13 protein-coding genes are annotated in these 18125 nt (G+C 59.6%); 4 read left to right on the top strand and 9 right to left on the bottom strand.

Going from position 1 to position 18125, the window contains the following annotated elements; genetic code table 11:
• Nucleotides 1-79: 79 nt before the first annotated feature.
• A complete protein-coding gene (locus J7E24_RS12315) occupies nucleotides 80-433 on the bottom strand; it encodes a HesB/IscA family protein (RefSeq protein WP_215138457.1) in 354 nt (117 codons plus the stop codon).
• A 217-nt stretch (nucleotides 434-650) separates the two neighbouring features.
• On the opposite strand from J7E24_RS12315, the gene J7E24_RS12320 reads away from it, so the two are divergent.
• The gene (locus J7E24_RS12320; RefSeq protein ID WP_215138458.1) at nucleotides 651-1190 is read left to right on the top strand and encodes a hypothetical protein; all 540 of its coding nucleotides are present in this window, start codon (nucleotides 651-653) and stop codon (nucleotides 1188-1190) included.
• A 517-nt stretch (nucleotides 1191-1707) separates the two neighbouring features.
• Here the strand turns inward: J7E24_RS12320 and bshA are convergent.
• Both bshA and J7E24_RS12330 read right to left on the bottom strand, forming a co-directional pair.
• Complete coding sequence (bshA, locus tag J7E24_RS12325; protein WP_215138459.1) at nucleotides 1708-2844, bottom strand: N-acetyl-alpha-D-glucosaminyl L-malate synthase BshA; 1137 nt, start codon at nucleotides 2842-2844, stop codon at nucleotides 1708-1710.
• Nucleotides 2845-2978: 134 nt separating this feature from the next.
• On the bottom strand, nucleotides 2979-5933 hold the full coding sequence (locus J7E24_RS12330) for a glycoside hydrolase family 3 N-terminal domain-containing protein (protein WP_215138460.1): 2955 nt from the start codon (nucleotides 5931-5933) through the stop codon (nucleotides 2979-2981).
• A 456-nt stretch (nucleotides 5934-6389) separates the two neighbouring features.
• On the opposite strand from J7E24_RS12330, the gene mutL reads away from it, so the two are divergent.
• From mutL to J7E24_RS12345, 3 genes are all read left to right on the top strand, one after another.
• Nucleotides 6390-8477, top strand: coding sequence for a DNA mismatch repair endonuclease MutL (gene mutL / locus J7E24_RS12335; protein ID WP_215138461.1), 2088 nt, complete (start codon nucleotides 6390-6392; stop codon nucleotides 8475-8477).
• Between the two features lie 225 nt (nucleotides 8478-8702).
• Nucleotides 8703-9491, top strand: coding sequence for a rhomboid family intramembrane serine protease (locus J7E24_RS12340; protein WP_215138462.1), 789 nt, complete (start codon nucleotides 8703-8705; stop codon nucleotides 9489-9491).
• 118 nt (nucleotides 9492-9609) lie between these two features.
• Nucleotides 9610-10530 carry a rhomboid family intramembrane serine protease gene (locus J7E24_RS12345; protein ID WP_215138463.1) on the top strand — a complete coding sequence of 307 codons (921 nt, stop codon included), beginning with the start codon at nucleotides 9610-9612 and terminating at the stop codon, nucleotides 10528-10530.
• Nucleotides 10531-10731: 201 nt separating this feature from the next.
• Here J7E24_RS12345 and J7E24_RS12350 read toward each other — a convergent pair whose 3' ends face one another.
• The 6 genes from J7E24_RS12350 to tilS all read right to left on the bottom strand — a co-directional run bounded on the left by J7E24_RS12350 (nucleotide 10732) and on the right by tilS (nucleotide 18064).
• Nucleotides 10732-11364: a macro domain-containing protein gene (locus tag J7E24_RS12350; protein WP_215138464.1), complete on the bottom strand. Its 633-nt coding sequence runs from the start codon at nucleotides 11362-11364 to the stop codon at nucleotides 10732-10734.
• Nucleotides 11365-11494: 130 nt separating this feature from the next.
• Nucleotides 11495-12436, bottom strand: a complete 942-nt coding sequence (gene mdh / locus J7E24_RS12355) for a malate dehydrogenase (protein ID WP_215138465.1) — start codon at nucleotides 12434-12436, stop codon at nucleotides 11495-11497.
• 300 nt (nucleotides 12437-12736) lie between these two features.
• Complete coding sequence (locus J7E24_RS12360; protein ID WP_215138466.1) at nucleotides 12737-15418, bottom strand: TonB-dependent receptor; 2682 nt, start codon at nucleotides 15416-15418, stop codon at nucleotides 12737-12739.
• A gap of 62 nt (nucleotides 15419-15480) precedes the next feature.
• Complete coding sequence (locus J7E24_RS12365) at nucleotides 15481-16281, bottom strand: GLPGLI family protein (protein WP_215138467.1); 801 nt, start codon at nucleotides 16279-16281, stop codon at nucleotides 15481-15483.
• A gap of 86 nt (nucleotides 16282-16367) precedes the next feature.
• Nucleotides 16368-16616, bottom strand: a complete 249-nt coding sequence (locus tag J7E24_RS12370; protein WP_215138468.1) for a hypothetical protein — start codon at nucleotides 16614-16616, stop codon at nucleotides 16368-16370.
• Nucleotides 16617-16735: 119 nt separating this feature from the next.
• A complete protein-coding gene (gene tilS / locus J7E24_RS12375) occupies nucleotides 16736-18064 on the bottom strand; it encodes a tRNA lysidine(34) synthetase TilS (RefSeq protein WP_215138469.1) in 1329 nt (442 codons plus the stop codon).
• Between the last annotated feature and the right edge of the window lie 61 nt (nucleotides 18065-18125).

Here is an 18125-nt window from a genome sequence, read left to right on the forward strand (position 1 = left end):
AAAATCCTCCACCGATGCATTGGTGGAGGATTTTACCATTGGCAGAAAGCAGCCGGCAACTGCCAGCCAACCGCCTGAATTAGGCCGAGAACGAGGAGCCGCAGCCGCAGGTGCTTTTGGCTTGCGGGTTGCTGAAGACGAAGCCGCGGGCGTTGAGGCCGTCCTGGAAGTCGACTTCCATGCCCAGCACGTACATGGCGTGCTTTTTATCCATGATGAGCAGCACCCCGTCGATGTCGAAGGTCTCGTCCTGCTCCTTGGGCTTATCGAAGCCCAGCAGGTAGCTCATGCCCGAGCAGCCGCCGCCCTGCACGCCAACGCGCAGGCCGTATTCGCCGGGAACCGCCTTTTCAACGAGAATATTGCGAACCTCCTCCAGGGCGCGGGGAGTGAGGCTGATGGGAGCAAGTTTGGTGGAAACGGCCGTTGCCATAATGCGTTCGGTTTAGAAGAAGAGGGGCAAAGATACAACGCCGCCGGTAGTTGGGCAGAAGCCCCGGCAAAGACCTCCCGGCACACTCGGCGGCGGCAGGATGGCGTTTGAGGCTACAACAACGGCTTGGCCCCGGCGGTTCACCGCCTATCTTTACCTCCGCAACGAGCTGCCCCGGGTACCGCTTAGGTACTCGTTTCTACTTCTAATTAGCTGCATGGACACTACCGCCTATATCTTCGACCTGCTCAAAATCATTCTGCCGGCCCTTATTGTGGCCGGCGCCATTTACTTCCTGTTTCAGCAGTTTCTGGAGCGCGAGCAGCAGCGCCGCCTGATTGAGATGCGCCTGGAAGCCAGCAAAACCACGCTGCCGCTCCGCCTGCAGGCCCTGGAGCGCGTGACGCTGCTGCTCGAGCGCCTCAGCCCCCAGAACCTGCTGGTGCGCATCAGCAGCGCCAACCAATCGGCCGCCGATTACCACCGGCTGCTGCTCCAGGAAATCCGGGCTGAAGTGGAGCACAACCTCAGCCAGCAGCTATACATGCAGCCCGAAACCTGGGCGGCCGTCCGGCTGGCCCAGAATAGTGTCAGCAACCTCATCAGCAGCCAGTTTCAAAAGCTGCCCAACTCTGCCGAAGCCCGCGGCTCCGAGCTGGCGCGCCGCATCCTCGAAACCATGATGAACGATGAGCTGCCCGACCCCACCGCCGCCGCCATTCTGGCTGTGAAGCGCGAGGCTGTGGCTATGTTCTGATGCGGATGCGCAACCGGTTAATAATAGTTGTTATGGCAGGGGTATTGATGAGTGGCTCCGCACATGCTGAAATGCTTAAGGGTCAGTCAATGGGCTCAATACTATGGGCCGTTATTCTGCTGGCAGTGGGTGTTCCACTTGGAATAGGACTGCTGGTGCCGGTAGTGGTAGCTAAGGCAACCAATAAGCGTCCCAGTTGTGTTGCCACCCTGCTCATGGCCTTCATCAGTTGGTGGCTAGGAATATACCTCGCTATGGGAAGCAACTCGGGCACTACGCCGCTGCTACTGTTTCTAGTTACGCTAGCAGTAACGGCCGGTATGGCGTACATAAGCGCCAGCCCCGCGTCTACGGATGAAGATTTGTAGTGCGCAGCCATGCAGCCCGTGTCCAGAACGATTCGTTGCAAATGAAAAAGCCCCCGACGCCAGCACGGACGTCAGGGGCTTTCTGCTTATAAGGGCTTTGCGCTTTACCGAACGGATTGCTTCGTCGTGCCTCCTCGCAATGACAGCCCTTATACACCCACCGCTACCGCGTCGATGGCGCGCTGGTAGCAGGCTTCGTAGAGGGGCACTACCGTATCGAGGGCGAAGGTTTCGGCGCGGGCGTGGGCGGCGGCTTTGAAGCGGGGCAGGTTTTCGTCTTCGAGCACGTAGAGGGCATTTTTTACCATGTCGGCCACGTCGCCCACGTTGCTGACCATGCCGGTTACACCGTGCTCGTTCAGCTCGGGAATGCCGCCGGCATTGGTGCTGATTACGGGTACCTCGCAGGCCATAGCCTCCAGCGCGGCCAGGCCGAAGCTTTCCTTCTCGGAAGGCATCAGGAACAGGTCGGCAATGCTGAGCACTTCCTCCACGGCTTCGAGCTTGCCCAGGAAACGGATATCCTGGCACAGGCCAATGTCGCGGCAGAGCTTTTCGATGCGCGGTCGGTCGGGGCCGTCGCCGACCAGCAGCAGCTTGGCGGGCATTTGCTTGCGCACACCGGCAAAAATGTTCACCACATCGTCCACCCGCTTCACCGAGCGGAAGTTACTGGTGTGCACCAGCAGCTTTTCGCCCTCGGGGGCAATAGCCGCCTTGAAGTGGTTTTTGGCCTGCTTCTGAAAACGCTCCAGGTTGATGAAGTTCGGAATCACCTCAATTTCCTTCTCGATGGCGAAATACTCGTAGGTTTCGCGCCGCAGATCGGCCGATACGGCCGTTACACCATCACTCTGGTTGATGCTGAACGTAACGACCGGCTCGTAGCTGGCATCTTTGCCTACCAGCGTAATATCGGTGCCGTGCAGCGTGGTGACTACCGGAATGCGGATGCCGCGGGTAAGCAGAATCTGCTTGGCCATAAAGGCAGCCGAGGCATGCGGAATGGCATAATGCACGTGCAGCACATCCAGCTTCTCGTTCTGGGCAATGTCCACCATTTTGCTGGCCAGCGCCAGCTCGTAGGGCGGGAACTGAAACAGGGGGTAGGGCGGAATATAGACCTCGTGGTAGAACAGGTTCTCGTTGAAGAAATCCAGGCGCACCGGCTGGCTGTAGGTGATGAAGTGGACGCGGTGCCCACGCTGCGCCAGGGCCTTACCCAGCTCGGTGGCCACGACGCCCGAGCCGCCGAAAGTGGGATAACAAACGATGCCGATGTTCATGAGAGGGAGTGGGCGAGAAGAAGCGTAACAGCGCTACGCGAAAGAGAAAAAAACCGGCGGCGAGTTGCGTTCTATAAGCAGAACGCCTCGCCGCCGGTTGCGGAGTCAAATAAACGGAAATGCCGGACAACAGGTCATGACTTTTGCAGTGCCTTGTAGATGACGTCGTGGATGCGGGTGCGGATGTTGTACTGCACCAGCTTCTTGTTGCCGGCGTCTGGATATACGCGGTTAGAAAGAAAAATGTAGAGGATTTTGTTTTCCGGGTCCATCCAGACGCAGGTGCCGGTGAAGCCGGTGTGGCCGAACGTGCTGGCCGGCGACAGGTTGCTGGTGGGGCCTTCGGGCTTGCTTGGGTCGCCCCGGTCCCAGCCTAGGCCCCGGCGGCTGCCGGCCTCTACGCCGCGGGCAAACTCGGTTACTATCGGCGTCTGGAAGAACCGCTGCCCGCCGTAGCGGCCGTTCTGCAGGTTCATCTGCATGAGCACGGCCAGGTCGTTGGCGTTGGCAAACAGGCCGGCGTGGCCACCTACGCCACCTACGAGGGCAGCCGTCTGGTCGTGCACGCTGCCCTGCAGCAGGGTGCGGCGGTAGTAGGTGTCGTTTTCGGTGGGCGCAATGCACGACTTCGGAAACTTGGCCAGCGGGTTGTAGGTCATCGAGTTCAGGCCCAGCGGACGGTAGAACTGCTTGGCCAAAAATTGCTCCAGGGGCTGCTTAAGCAGCTTTTCGGCCAGCCGCTTCATCACAATAAAGCTCAGATCGGAATACTCGATGGGGTACTTGCCCTTGACTTTAGGCAGCAACGCCGACTCCTGCACCCAGCCCCACACGGCATCATCGGAGGAGGTGGCACTGAACAGGTTGGGCGTTACCTCGCGTGCGAATTTGGGCGATTCGGTGCTGGCGTAGAACTCGGGTTTAGGCCCGGCGCTGGTAATGGTTCGCTCCCAGGTAGGAATACCGGCCTTGAGGCCTGCGTGATGCATCAACACGTCGCGCACCGTCATATCCTTTTTATTGGTCGTTTTCAGCTCCGTGAGGTAAGTGGCTACCTTTTCGTCCAGGTTGAGGCGGCCTTCATCCTTGAGCCACATAATGGCCTGGAGCGTGCCGGCAACCTTGGTTATCGAGGCCAAGTCGTAGAGCGTACCGTTGTTGACGGCTTGCTTCTTGTCGTAGGTGTAAAAGCCGTAGCTTTTGTCGAACACCACCATACCGTCTTTGGCAACCAGCACCTGGCAGCCGGGGGCGGCGGCGTACGCCACGGCCTCCAGGGCCACGTTATCAATCTGGGCCAGAATGCGCGAGTCGAGGCCTACTTCCTCGGGCGTGCCGTAGCGCAGGCGGCGGAAATCGGGTGTGGGCAGGCCCTGGCCGGCTTTCAGGGTTTCCGACACCGTAACCGGCAGGCGGCCTTTGGCGGGCAGCGCCCCAAACAGCACCTGCGGCACGACCAGCTGCGAGGCAAAATTGTCTTCGTAGCCGCACACCAGGTTGCGGCTGGTTTCCACATTTTTGAGGGCGTACGCGTTGCCAAACACGACCACCACCGTTTTCAGACGCGGGTTGGCCTGCAGTGTTTTCAGAAACCTGAGTGCCCCGTCGCCGAGCCCGTAGTTGTGGACCGGCGTGTTGTTCATGTTGTGCAGGCTCACCACCACTACGTTGTAGGGCGCCAGCTGCCGGCCAATACGCGCAAAGGTAGAGTCGGGGGCGTAGCGGTTGGGCACGGCATATACCGGCCCGTTCTGGTACTTGCCCATCGTTTCGCGGTAGGTGTCCGCCTGCGAGCCAATGGTAATGGAAGCAATACGCAGTGTATCGAGGCGCTGAAAGGGCAGAATATCGTCGTCGTTCTTCACGACTGTTACCGCGTGCTCATAAATCTGCTGCTGCACCATGCGGCTCAGGGGCCGGTTCAGGTTGGCCATCAGGTTGGGCACATCGATGGGGCGGTAGTGGTTGAGGCCGGCCCAGAACTTGGCCCGCAACATTTTGCGCACCCGCGCATCCACGTCGGCCTGCGCCAGCCGGCCGTCGGCAATAGCCTCCTTTATCTTCTGTACGGCCATCGGCACATCCTCCGAAAATAGCAGTACGTCGTTGCCCGCCAGCAGGGCCAGCGCATCCAGCTCGCCGCCCTTATACAGGTTCGATACGCTCTTCATATTGAGCGCATCGGTGAATACGAGGCCCCGGAAGCCCATTTTCTCCTTGAGCAGGCCCGTAACCAGGTTGGGCGAAATGGTAGCCGACAGCGTGCGGCTGGTATCGAGCAGCGGCACATAAAGGTGGCCCACCATCACGCCCATTACGCCCTGGTCGATGGCGCGGCGGAAGGGGTAAAGGTCGATGTTGGTGAGCCGGGCCAGGTCGGAGTTGATAACTGGCAGGGCTACATGCGAGTCCACGTCGGTGTCGCCGTGGCCGGGGAAGTGCTTGACCACGGCCATTACGCCGTGGTCCTGCAGGCCGCGGATGTAGCGCACGCCGCGGGCCGCCACCTGCTCCTTGTCTTCGCCAAACGCGCGGTTGCCGATAACCGGGTTGCTGGGGTTGGAGTTGACGTCGATAACGGGCGAGAAGCTCACGTGCACGCCCAGCGTTTTGAGGTTGAGCGCAATTTCGCGGCCCATCTGGTACACGTACTCGTCGTCGTCCATGGCACCCAGGGTCATGCCCTTGGCAAAGTGCATGCTCGAATCGAGGCGCATATCGAGGCCCCACTCGGCATCCATGGCAATAAGCAGCGGCACCTTGGAGGCGGCCTGGTAGCGGTTGGTGAGGTGGGCCTGTCGGCGCGGCCCGCCCTGCAGAAACATCAGCCCGCCAATGCCATAGTTCTTCACCAGAAACTCGGTGTACTGAACGTGCTTACGGTCTTTGTTGGAGTAAGCGGCCACCATAAACAGCTGGCCCAGCCGCTGTTCGGGCGTGAGGCCCGTGAACACGCTATCGACCCAGTGCTGCTCGGCCGCAGTCATGGGCCGGCCCATGTCGGCCGGCGGTGGGGCGGAGGAGGAAACAAACAGGCCGGTGAGGGCCAGGACCAGCAAAAAAAGCCCAATCCTAAATTCTTTGCGCATCGGCCCCGGTGATTCTGACTAAATTGGTACTAGCGGATGACGAGCCGAAAAACAGTAATTTTGCTCCTTCAACCAAGGTCTGGACAATAGTTGGCCGCGTGTTACACCACCGCCACTGCCTTTACAACCCGGCCGCTCACCCCGCCCAACGCCGAAGCTAGCCGATTGGTGTCGGCGCGGCCTGCCAAAGTTGGCTACAAACTTACGGAGAATTTCCCGACGCCGGTTGTTATCAGGCGGATAACCCCGCGGAGAGGCCGGAAAAAAAGCCTAAAAAGTCTCGTCATGCTGAGCGGAGCCGAAGCATCTCTACTGCAACAGTAAACCTTAAAATCAGGAATGCTTTGGCGGTAGAGATGCTTGGGCTACGGCTGCGCCTTCGCTCAGCATGACAGGTCCTTTATCTCTCCAGCTCCTATCTTCTGGCTCCCAACTCTTAGCTCCTTCCAAAATAAAATGCCCGATATTATTCAACTGCTACCCGAGTACCTGGCCAACCAGATTGCGGCCGGCGAAGTGGTGCAGCGCCCGGCTTCGGCCGTTAAAGAGCTGCTCGAAAACGCCGTGGATGCCGGTGCCACCCAGGTGCAGCTGATTGTGAAAGACGCCGGCAAGCAGCTGGTGCAGGTGGTGGACAATGGCGCCGGCATGAGCCCCACCGACGCGCGCATGAGCTTGGAGCGCCACGCCACCAGCAAAATTCGCACCACCGACGACCTGTTCCGCATCCGCACACTGGGCTTCCGGGGCGAGGCGTTGGCCTCTATTGCCGCCGTGGCCCAGCTGGAGCTGCGCACCAAAACCCGCGACCAGGACACCGGCACGCTGCTGCTGGTAGAAGGCTCGCAGATTACGAGCCAGCAGCCCGTGGCCTGCCCCGACGGCACGAGCATCAGCATGAAAAACCTGTTTTTCAATGTGCCGGCCCGCCGCAACTTTCTCAAGAGCAACGCCGTGGAGATGCGCCATATCCTCGACGAGTTTCAGCACGTGGCGCTGGCCAACCCGCAGATTGCGTTTTCGCTGTTCCAGAACGATTTGGAGGTGTTCAACCTGCCGGCCGGCAAGCTCGGGCAGCGCATTGTGGCCCTGCTGGGCAACGGCTACAAGGAGCAGCTGGCGCAGGTGGAGGAGGAAACCCCGTTTCTGACGGTGCGCGGCTTTATCGGTAAGCCCGAATCGGCCAAGAAAAGCCGGGGCGACCAGTTCTTCTTCGTCAACAACCGCTTTATCCGCTCGGCCTACCTCAACCATGCCGTGCTCACGGCCTACGAGGGGCTGTTGCCCAAGGACACGCATCCGTTCTACGTGCTGTTTCTCGACCTCGACCCGAAGAGCATCGATATCAACGTGCACCCTACCAAAACCGAAATCAAGTTCGAGGACGAAAAAACGGTGTACGCCATTGTGCGCTCGGCCGTGAAACAGAGCCTGGGCCTGCACAACATGGCCCCTTCGCTCGATTTTGCGGGCGACGTGAACTTCGGGGCCATCCGGCCGCTGCAACTCTCGGGCTCCGAGAAAAACCCCTTCGACGACGGTACAGGCAGCGCCCGGCCCGACGCGCTGGCTGCCGCTGCCAGCGCCGCCAACAGTCTGGCCAACCCGCGTTCCGGCCGCAGTAGCAGCGCCAGCGCCTTCGAGCGGCCCCTCACGCCTCGGCCAACCGAGCAGGCCAAGCAGGAGCTGGAGGATTTTTACCGCAGCCTGAGCCGCGTGAACCTGCCCGACGTGGAGCACGAGGCCACCGCCGCCGGTGTGCCCGTGCCCAAGGTGCCGGTAGCCCCGGCCGCCGCGCCCATAGCCGCGCCGCCGGCCACCCCCGAGAACGTAGACCCAGAAACGGGCGAGCTGCTGCCCGTCACACCAGCTGCCCAAAATCCGGCAAACGTTGCCGCCGCCGCCGCGCCGCCGCTGGAGGTGCTGCCGGGCACGGCCGCCGCGCCCGAGTTGCCGCTGCGCGAGTCGAGCACGGGGCCGGGCAACAAGGTGCTGCAGCTGCACCAGCAGTATTTATTGGTGCCGGTGAAATCGGGCGTGATGCTGATTGACCAGGTGGCGGCCCGCGAGCGGATCCTGTTCGAGCAGTACGCCCAGGCCCTGGAGCGCGACGTGAGTGCCTCCCAGACACTGCTGTTTCCGCGCACCATCACCTTCACGCCCCAGGATTTCGCCATTCTGCGCGAAGTGGAGGACGCGCTGCGGGCCCTGGGATTCCGTTTCACCGATTTCGGCCGCCACACTATTGCCGTCGAGGGCATTCCGGCTGATGTGCCGGCCCGCGACGAGAAGGAGCTGCTGGAAGGCCTGATTGAGCAGTTCCGCAGCGGCGGCGGCCCGGTCAAGCTCGACCGGCGCGAGCAGATGGCCCGCGCCCTGGCACGCCGCGTGGCGGCCAGCGCCGCTGGGGCCCGCCTCTCGGAGCGTGAAATGACCACTATTGTCGATAAGCTTTTTGCCTGCACCGTGCCCAACTACACCCCCGACGGCCGCCGCACCATTGTGATGCTGGAGCTGGGCCAGTTGCGCGAGTTGTTTGGGTAGGAGGGGAACACGCCGGAAAAACCGACATCATGCTGAGCGAAGGCGCAGCCGCAGTCGAAGCATCTCGCGTGCAACACTAACTCTAACATTAGGTTTAGTATGGCAACATCAGCACGCAAGATGCTTCGACTGCGGCTGCGCCTTCGCTCAGCATGACGTTCCTTTGTATTCTTAACTATCTGCTGCTCGCAGTTCCTCACCTCTCGCTTCTAATATCCAGTCTATATGTTCCAACTCACGCCGACGGTCCGCAACCTGCTCATCGCCAACGTGGTATTTTTTCTGCTGGCCAACACGCTGCCGGGTGGGCTGGGCCTGCTGGCGCTGTACCCGGTGGGTTCCGAGTTCTTTCAGCCCTGGCAGTTTCTCACCTATATGTTCATGCACGGCGGCATCGGGCACATTTTCTCCAATATGTTTGGTCTGATGGTGTTCGGGCCGTTGCTGGAGCAGCGCTGGGGCGGGCAGCGGTTCCTCATCTTCTGGCTGATTTGCGGGTTGGGGTCGGGCATGCTGTATTCGGGCCTGCGCTTTTACGAAATCAGCCAGATGCGCCACAACATCGAGGTTTTTCAGCAGGATCCTTCGGACGTGCATTTGCAGGATTTCGCGGAGGCGCATGCCCAGCAGCTCAATGAGGGCGCCTTTGATGCTGTGGTGCGGCAGCTGCACGCCACGCCCGACGACGCTGGTTTGGTGCAGGGCATTCTCAACAGCATGCAGGAGTTGTACGAGCGCAGCCTCAATATGCCCATGGTCGGCGCTTCCGGGGCGCTGTTTGGGGTGCTGTTCGCTTTTGCCTACCTGTTCCCGAACACGACGCTCTTTATATTTCCGCTGCCGGTGCCCATCAAGGCCAAGTACTTGGTGCCGCTTTACGGCCTCTACGAGCTGTACAGTGGCGTCAACCAAACGCCCGGCGACAACGTGGCCCACTTTGCCCACGTAGCCGGTTTGCTGGTTGGGTTTGTGCTGGTGATGCTCTGGGAGCGAAACCGCAAGCAGTTTTATTAGTATTTCGGTTTCCGTTGCTCGTTTTTTGCTTTTCGTTGTTTAGGTAATTCAACAGAAAGCAGCAGTGGCCGGCAAGCCACCGGCGGCGGTACACCAACCACGAGAAACAACCAACGAAATGAGTGTTATCAACGATATCCGCACCGCATTCAGTCGCCGCGACAATGCCCTGAACCAGCTGCTGCTGCTCAATGTGCTGGTGTTTGTGTTTCTGGTGCTCACCGAGGCTATTATGCGCCTTACCGGCACCTACGCGCAGTATTACCCCAACCTCATCCGCCAGTTCCAGCTGCCCTCCGACCTGCCCGGCTTGCTGCGCCACCCCTGGACGCTGCTCACCTACGCCTTCACTCACGAGGGCTTCCTGCACATCCTCTTCAACCTGATAAACCTGTACTGGTTCGGGGCGTTGGTGCGCGAGTACCTCGGTGACCGGCGGCTGGTGAGCGTGTATATTCTGGGGGCGCTGGCTGGGGCGCTGTTTTTCGTGCTTTCCTATAACCTGATTCCGGCGCTGCGGCCGGCCCTGGGTATCCCACTAATTGGGGCTTCGGCGGGCGTTACGGCCATTATTATGGCTGCCGCTACGCTCATGCCCGAGTACCAGTTTTCGCTCATCCTGATTGGCCCGGTGCGCATCAAGTACATTGCCGCCGTGGTTATTCTGCTGTCGGTGCTGGCCATCAACCAAGGCAACCCCGGTGGCGGCATTGCCCACATTGGGGGGGCTGTGCTGGGCTACATCTTCATCCGGCAGCTGCGCGCTGGCCGCGACCTGGGCCAGCCGGTACAGGCCGTGGGCGACTGGGTGAGCCGCGTCTTCTCCAAGCGTCCCAACCTGCGCGTCACGCACCGCACCCCTGCCGCCGCCTCGGTTTCCACCGCAAAGGGTACCGCGCCCGCCGCCAGCCGCAAAGCCAGCGCCACCCACCCCGCCGAGGACGAAATCGACCTCATCCTCGACAAGATTTCCCACTCCGGCTACGAAAGCCTGTCCAAGGAAGAAAAGCAGAAGCTGTTTAAAGCCAGCCAACAATAAATCACAGATGTTGCAGATGATGGGATAACACAGATTCGTTCTGGCAGCGGATTTGAGCTGATTGGTTGTAGGCCTACGTTTTTCCGGCTCGACAGAAGCGCCAGTTTTAGTTGAAATGGCTTCAGCTGACCCCATACTGAAAAAGCGAAACGGCCGCCCTGCATCGTGCAGGGCGGCCGTTTGGCATTAGCGGGCGGGAGCCTAAGGAATGTCGTACCTGATATCAGACTCATTGTGGGTGTAGAAGTAAGCGTAGTTGCCGCACATTTCCTCCCAGCCGGCCACGGTGGCGTATTTCTGCCGGTACACGTCTTCCCAAGCGATGCGCATCTGGCGGGCGCACACAAGGGGGCGCACCTGACCTACGCCGGTGCCCAGGCCCGGCACGGCTACCGTCCGCACTACGTCACGGATGGGGCGACCATCGGGCAAAGTGCCGTATTCCAGTAGCAGGAGCAGGGCGCGCATGCTGTGGTACACATTAGGGCCGCGCGTGATGGTCATAGGAGTGCGCATAGTGGGGGCGGCTACCAGATAGGGGAATTGTGCGTGGCCGGTGAGCAATATTTCGGCCTGCCCCACCAGCAGCTCCCCGTAATATTTGGTGCGGATGACTGCCTGCAAGTCCTTTTCCAGGTGCCAACCCAGATTTTTGGAAATAGCGAAGTCGATGCCGCCATTCATGTAGCCAAAGCTGTTGGCCGGGCTAACCAGCACATCGGCCGGCACCTCAAAGATGGAGCCGTGGCGAATCGTGACCTGAGCTACATCGGCAAAAACCTGCTCCCAGGCCGCCGTGATTTCAGAGTTCGTGTCGGTAAAATAAAAGTGCATAGAATTGCTTTCGGTGGAAAAGTACGCATTCTATGCACCCCTACCAACGAACACGGCCGCCCTGCAAAAGCAGAACGGCCGTGGGGCTCAACTAGAAATCAGCAATCCAGTGTATTTCTAAGCGCTAAAATTAAGCGTTAGCCTGGTTCATTTTGTCGAGGGCGTCCATTACCTCCTTTACGTGGCCGCGGGAGGTTTCGAGCAGGGCTTTCTCGTCGTCGTTGAGCTGTAGCTCAATTACTTTCTCGATGCCGTTTCTGCCCAGGATAACAGGTGCACCGAGGTATACGCCGTCCATGCCATACTCGCCTTCGAGCTTCACGCACACCGGGAACACGCGGCGCTGGTCGCGCACAATGGCTTCTACCATCTGGGCCGCGGCCGCGCCGGGAGCATACCAGGCCGAAGTTCCCATCAGTTTCACCAGCTCGCCGCCGCCTACAGCCGTGCGCTGCACGATGGCGTCAAGCTCCTCTTTGCCGATGAGCTCGGTAACGGGAATACCGCCCACGGTGGTGTAGCGGGGCAGGGGCACCATGGTGTCGCCGTGGCCGCCCATGAGCACCGCCTGAATGTCTTTGGGGCTTACGTTGAGGGCCTCCGCCAGGAAGGCGCGGTAGCGGGCCGTATCGAGGATGCCGGCCATGCCGAACACCTTGGTGCGGTCGAGGCCCGAGGTGAGGTGGGCCTGGTAGGTCATCACGTCGAGCGGGTTGCTGACGATGATGATGATGGCATCGGGCGAGTGCTTCACCACCTGCTCGGTCACCGACTTCACGATGCCGGCGTTGGTCGAAATCAGGTCGTCGCGGCTCATGCCGGGCTTGCGGGGCAGGCCCGAGGTAATCACCACGACCTCCGAACCGGCGGTGCGCGAGTAGTCGCCCGTTACGCCCACGGTACGCGAGTCGTAGCCGATAATGGGGGCTTTCTGCCAGATATCGAGGGCTTTGCCTTCGGCGAAACCTTCCTTAATGTCAACCAGAACAATCTCGTTGGCAATTTCGCGGGTGGCCAGTACATCGGCGCAGGTCGCGCCTACATTGCCGGCTCCAACTACGGTAACTTTCATTGAGCGGTGGAATTTGGGTGTGAACTATTGGGTCGGGCGTAAAGCTACGGTATAGAGTTTAGAAGTGAGGGGCTAAAAGGTAGAAGTGAAAGGAAGGAGGGGAGAAAAGGTGTCATTGCGAGCGAAGCGAAGCAATCTGGAAGAGCAGAACGCCAAATGTTGGAATGCAGCAAGCCCCCGATGCCAGCACGAGCGGCAGGCGCTTCGCACTTCTCAGGGCTTGTCATGCTGTACAAACGGATTGCTTCGCTTCGCTCGCAATGACGTTTCCTCACTATTCACTTACTGAATTTCTCACTCCTAAAACGATGCCCGCACCGACACCAGCGCCTGGCGGGGGCGTAGGCGGTAATCGTTCTGCACCAGAATGAAGCCACTGAAGTAAGTGGTCTGGTAGCGACGGGCATCGAACAGGTTGGTGGCTTTCAGCTCCACGTCAATTTTGCGGGCCGTGGGCAGCGTGTAGCGGTAGGTGGCATCGGCGAAGACGTTCTGCACGGCCAGCCCCACGCCCTGGCTGCGGTAGTAATCGGTGGCCAGCTGCAGCAGGTGGCGCTCGGCGGGGTACCACGACAGCGCCAGGTGCTGCTGCTGCTGAGTGGTGCTAGGGCCGTAGCCGTCGGCGGGGCCTAGGCGGCCGCGCAGGGCCGTCAGGGTAGCCGAGTATTCCAGGTTGCCCCAGTCGAAGGCGCTCAGGTTGGCCTTGAAAACCGCCGTGCCGTTCTGGTTGCGGGCCGTAGTAAGCTGGCCATTGAGCAGCAGCGGCTGGCGGCTGAGCCCGGCGTTGAGCTGCAAACCCAGGCTCAGCTTCCACTCGCTGATAAACTTGCTGGCGCTGGCCGAAACCGACTGATTCTGGCCCCGATTGGATTCGGCCACGGCCACTGTGGTTTGGCTGCCATCGGGGCGCACCAGGGTTTGGGCGAGCTGGTTGCGGGCCGACGTGCTGAAACTGTAGCTGGCCCGGTAGAACCAGGCGGTGAGCGGGTTTTCGTATACCAGTCCGCCGTTCAGGCTCCAGCTGCGGGTTTGGGTGAGCGGGGCGGCGTTGCGCTCCAGGGTGCGGTAGTCGCGCAGCACGTAGCCGTAGGCCAACTGCTCGGGGCCGGCCAGCTCGTTGCGGAAGCCCGCCCCGGCCGTGGCGTGCCACAGCCCGCTCAGCTCGTAGCGGCCCGACAGCCGGGGCTCGGGCGCGAAGTAGCGCCGCTGCTGACTAGCACCCAGGGGCCCATCGGTGGCCGAAAAGGTGCGGTAGCTCAGCGGGGCCTCCAGCTCCAGGTGCCAGCGGTCGGTTTTGTAGTCGATGGTGGCCTGCGCGTAGTAGCGGCCCTGGGTGGCCCGCAGGTGGTTGCGCAGCGTGTCGGCCACTTCGGACCCTGGGCCAGCCGGCAACGGCATGAGCTTGGAGCGGAGCCGCTGGGTTTGCAGGCTGAAACCGGCCGAATAGGTGTAGTGCCAGTGCTGGCGGCCTGTGATGTAGGCCACCGAGTTAGCCGTGTAGAAGCTCTCGGCGCGGGCCTGCTGGCGGGCCTGGTCGTAAGCGAGTCCACCCGGAGCCAGCAGCGCCGGCAGCGGGCCGGGACTCACGCTTAGCTGCTGGGGCGTGGCCGCGAGGGTGACAACGGAATTCACCTGCACCACCCGCTGGCCCCCGGCGGGCCGCACCAGCCCCAGCCGGTTCGAGAGAGTGTAGTAGGGGTTGGTGGCCCTCTGCGTCACGGTGGCCGCTTCGGTGGGGCCGTTGCGGGTGAGCAGGCCATCCTGAGCCTCCCAGCTGCCGGCCGCGCTGAGCGTATTTTTGAGGTAGTAGCGCTGCACGTTGCGCACGTAGGCTAAATCAGTAGTGAGCTGGTTGATGTAGCGGGTGTTGTCCTTGGCTTCGAGCAGTGTAACGGGCGGGCCGTCGGGCAGCGTGAAGGTGGTGCGGGTGCTGCCGGTGTAAGTCTGGCGGTCGTGCAGAAATGAGGTATTCACGCGCAGCTGGGCCTCCTTGCTGAAGGGTAGCAAGTGGTTGGCGCTCAGCAGGTGGGCCCGGTTGAACAGGTAGCGGCTGGCGGCCAGGGGCGGGGCCCCCAGGCCCTGAATGCCGGTGAGGTCGGGCTTGACTGCGCCCGGCTCCCGCAGCCGCTGGAAGTCGCCCAGGCCCAGCGGCTTCAGCTCGGCGGCTACGTCCTGGCCGGTATTGTTGGTCTGGTACGAGTCGAGCAGCTGCTGGCGGGGCGTGAAGAGCATGGGCGTGAGATTGGCGTTCCACAGCGTCGGCGAGCCACCCGCCCCCAGCCGGCCCTGGCCGGTGGCGGTTACCTTTTTCTTCAGTTCCAGGTTGAGGGAGGCTTGCTCGGTGGGCTGCACGCCCCGCAAGGCCTTCACGGGCTGGTGGCGCTTGAGCACCTGCACGTCCTGCACGGCATCGGCGGGCAGGTTGCTGCTGGCCAGGTTGTAACGGTTCTCCAGCAAGTCGGCTCCGTTGATGTAGAACTTCTGGATGGGCCGGCCCTCATAGAGAATGCGCCCGTCGGCCTCCACCTCCACGCCAGGCAGCTTGCGGAGCACGTCGGCAATCACGCGGTCCTTTTTATCGGTGAAGGCCGAGACGCGGTAGCTGAGCGTGTCGCCCTCGCGGCGGGTAGGCGGGGCCTTGACGGTGACTTCCTTGAGCGGCGTAGGATTCACGGCCAGCGCCAGCCGCACGGCCTGGCTGCGGTTGGCCAGCCGCCGCACCTGCTCGCTAAAGCCCAGGGCGCGGGCGCTGAGCACGAGCGAATCGCCGGTCCAACTTACCTGTATCGTGAAGCGCCCGGCCTCGTCGGTGGTCGTTACAGCCGTAGCCTCAGGGTGGCTGGGACTTTGCAGTTCTAGCAGGGCCCCCGGCAGTGGCTCTTTTTGTTCCGTGAGGAGCTGGCCCGTGAGCGTGGTTTGGGCAATAGCGGGACACCACAGTAGCGTGATAAGAATAAGAGAAAGAAGATAGTCAGTTCTCATCCACGAATGATATAAACCCTATCGGTTTAAATAAGCATACATATGATTAATGAGCTGAAAATCTATTTAAGTTCAATAGGGTTATTCTTTCGCGCCTGCTTCTGTTTGTATTCCTCCATTTCTTTTGCATAATTATTAGGTGAGTTCTTGCGAGTAACCTGGCTCACTCCGTTATAAAGCCAATCAGACTTAGCCCTGGTATATTCTTTATATGTTGTCTGAGTGGTGTTAATAGGAAACTCGACTTTAACGGTTGATGTATTCCTTTTCAATTTTATTAATTCAAAAGCATAGCTGTTTCTGGAGTCTTTTAGCTCAATAATTAGACCGGGTAACCCAGAAAATTTGTATGGTCCATCAGATATAGGTATATCTTTAGTGAACCAAGCCTCCCAGTTTCGGCCGGCATAAGTTGTAGCTGCTTTCTGACAAGAAAAACCAGATATTTCCTTCTTTTCATTTAAAATATTCCATTTAATAGATTTATTATCCTGTTTAATATGGAAAACTTTCTGCCCTATTTTGTCATAATACTCTATTCGACTGCCCGTATATATTTTATATATTTTTTGTGTAAAAGCACTTCTAAGATAAGTTCCTAACAGATTGACGGATGATTGATTAAAGCTTGGGCTTTTTATAACTGAATCAGCTAAATGTGAATAATTGCTTTCGAAAAGCGAATAATTAGGCGTGATTGTAAGAGTCATTAACTCCGATTTTTTACCAATGTTAGTAGAATCTTGTTGATATGTGACATTATATACAGCTATGATAGTGGGTGATTCTAATAAAGGTAGATTATCTTGTGAAAAAGCACTGTAATAGTGAAAGAAAAGGAAGGGAACAAGGATTTTTTTCATTGTCATATCGGTTAAATGTAGTGGGTGGCAGGACTTTTTATAGTGTTAAAAAGTCCTGCCACCCACCATTTTTTACTGGTTTCGTATTAGCAATATCTATTTATGAGATATTCCATATATTCACCTGCCCCAGCAGCTGTGAGGCAACAAACGAACTCCTCATGGCCACATACTTCAAAAAGTACATCCGTCAGTGGTGGTGGCACTGCTTTAACCAACAAGATATCTGACTTGGCAGATGCCACAGTTTTGTCTGTCTTTGACTCAGAGTCAGCAGCCATGCTGCTAAACGATATGCCACACACGAGTGCGGCCAACAATGTAAGCTTTTTCATGATAAATGGGGTTAGGATGAAAGAATGAGCTGAAAGTAAGGGGGGGGGTGAATAGAAAAGCAAATGTTATTTCATATATTTTATATAAGAACTAAATCCTGTACATCAACTGTTTAGCTTCACATCCGCCGCACCAGCAGCACCCGTTCCGTCTCATCAGTTACCCTGAACCGCTCGTCGGGCCGCATCCCGACAACCCAGGCGATTTTGCCGTCGGCGGTGGCCAGTACCCACACGCTGTCTTTGAGGTTGAGGGGTACTTTCTGGTCGATGAGGAAGTCAGAGAGCAGCTTCTTGCCCTTCATGCCGATGGGCATAAACCAGTCGCCTTCCTGCCAGGGGCGCACCGTGAGCGGAAAGCGCAGCTTGTCGGCATCGAGAGCAGCCAGGGCCTTGCCGCGGGGCGGCTCGTAGCCTTCGGGCACTTCGAGCAGCTCGGTGCGCAGGTGCAGCCCATCTAGTTTAAGCACTTCCTGGCCTGCCTGCAGCTGGTGGGTACCGAACTGCGTCAGCCGCCGCGACGTGATGACCAGCTGCTCCCGGTCCTTCACCAACAGGTGCGTCGGCGACTCGAAGCGGCGGCCCGGCTCGGCCCTGAAGCTGCGCACGATGTCCTTCACCACCGGGTAGGCAAAGCCGAAGGGGCGCAGCAGCTCGTGCAGCACTAGGACCGTGGCGGCGGTATTTTGCAGCAGCCGGATGTCGAGGTAGGTGGCCTCGGGTTCGGTCCGCTGGGCCTGGGCGGCGGTATCGGCCACGTAGCGGCGCACGATTTCCTCGGCCCCGCCCACCCGCTCGGCCGTGGTGCTCATGGTCTGGTCGAGGTTGGGGTTGATGTCGCGCAGCACCGGCAGCACCTCCAGGCGCAGGCGGTTGCGCTGGTACACCGGCGAGTCGTTGCTGGCATCCTCGCGCCACACCAAGCGGTTTTCTACCACGTAGTCGAACAAATCGGGCTTGCTTACGGCCAGCAGGGGGCGCACGAGGTGGCCGGTTTTGGCCCGGATGCCGTGCAAACCGGCCAGCCCGGTGCCGTGGGTGAGGTTGAGCAGCATGGTTTCGGCCGCGTCGCGCTGGTGGTGGGCGGTGGCAATGGCGGCGTAGCCCTGCTGCTGGCGCACCCGCTCAAACCACTCGTAGCGCAGGGCCCGGGCCGCCATTTGAGTCGAGATGCCTTCCTGCTCGGCGAATTTCTTGGTCTGGAAAAACTCCACGAAGTAGGGCACCTTGTACTGCTGGGCCAGCTTGCGCACAAACTCCTCGTCGGCGTCGGCCTCTTCGCCGCGCAGCCCGAAGTGGCAGTGGGCAATGGCAAACGGCTGCCCCAACCGGTGCAGCACGTCGGAGAGTACCACCGAATCGAGGCCGCCACTCACGGCTACCAGCAGGGTTTCGGTGGGGGAGAAGAGGGCGTTTTCCTGAATGTAGGCTTGAATCTGGTCGAGCATGGGGCGAGTTGTGGGAGGCGCAGGTTGCGGCGTGTTCTGCCAGAACGGTGTAGGGGCGGGG

The organism is Hymenobacter sp. ISL-91 (genome assembly GCF_018613725.1).
GTDB lineage: Bacteria > Bacteroidota > Bacteroidia > Cytophagales > Hymenobacteraceae > Hymenobacter.